At 69.7% G+C, this 1,130-nt stretch carries 2 pseudogenes; one reads left to right on the forward strand and one right to left on the reverse strand.

Annotation, left to right across the window (positions count from 1 at the left end):
• Nucleotides 1-584: pseudogene (locus tag EBH09_RS39015) on the reverse strand (Toxic cation resistance protein); the annotation flags it as partial.
• Between the two features lie 265 nt (nt 585-849).
• On the opposite strand from EBH09_RS39015, the pseudogene EBH09_RS39020 reads away from it, so the two are divergent.
• Nucleotides 850-1,130: pseudogene (locus tag EBH09_RS39020) on the forward strand (phosphatase); the annotation flags it as partial.

Consider the following 1,130-nt stretch of genomic DNA (forward strand, 5'->3'; position numbering starts at 1 on the left):
ACGGGTGGCCCCTGTGGGGGTTCCTCGCCGTCGGCGGCCGCGGGTTCGGGGGTGGATGTCGGCTCTGCCGCCACCTCTTCCGCTACCTCTGCCTCTGCCTTCTCCGCTGCCTTCGGCTCGGGCTCCGGCGCCGGCTCGGGCTTTGCTTCCTGCACCGGCTCCGGCTTTGCCTCCGGTTCCGGCTTTGCCTCCGGCTTCGGTTCCGGCTCCGGTTTCGGCTCGGGCTTCGCTTCCTGTGCCGGTTCCGGTTCTGGTTTCGGCTCGGGCTTCGGTTCCGGTTCTGGCTTCGGTTCCGGGGTCGTGTCCGGGGTCTCGGTCTGCTTCGGGACCGTGAGGTTGGCGAAGGCGGCCTTGACGAGTTCGTGCTCGTCAGTAGTGGTTTCCGAGCGGGGCTCGGGGACCTGCGTGGCCTCCGTACGCTCCGGGGCCTCGGTCGGCTCCGAGGGCGCGGTGGGCTGGGACGGGAGCTTCGGCTCCGGCGCGGTGGCCGGCGGTGCCGTCTCCTGCGTCACACCCTCCGCCTGGGCGGCCCGTTCTTTGCGTGACCGGCCGAACACGTTCCGCAGAGAGGTGAGAATGCCCATGTGCGCAACCCTTCGCGTGAGTTGATGCCCGTCAATCCCTGGCCAGGACGGACACGTAAGGTTAGCGGCCCTGGATTGTGATCTTGTGCAGGGTCTGCCATGAAACCCCTGGCGCGTCAAGGTGGGATCGAGCCGCCGCGGCAATTCCCTCCCCGCTTCCGGGGGTTCACCCACCGTTCACCGCGGCGCCCGTCTCCCGCACGTATGTGCGCCTACGGTCGCGCTGATACCAAGGGCGTCCAGGGATTCTCAAGGGGAGAACACAGTGCGCAAGCTGCTGCCGTTGATCGGAACACCGTCCGGTTCGCATCCTGGCGGCCGGTCCGCCATGACCTGCCGTTTCCGGTGTGGTGACGCCTGCTTCCACGAGGTGCCCAACACCAGCTCCAACGAGTACGTCGGCGACGTGATCGCCGGTGCGCTCAGCCGCCGTTCCATGATGCGTGCCGCGGCCGTCGTCACCGTCGCCGCGGCGGGTGCCGGGGCCGTGGGTGTGGCCGGGGCGCCGTCGGCGCAGGCCGCGCCGGTGGCCGGGAGGGGACACGG

Origin of the sequence: Streptomyces sp. E2N166 (assembly GCF_003671715.1) — a bacterium.
Lineage (GTDB): Bacteria > Actinomycetota > Actinomycetes > Streptomycetales > Streptomycetaceae > Streptomyces > Streptomyces thinghirensis.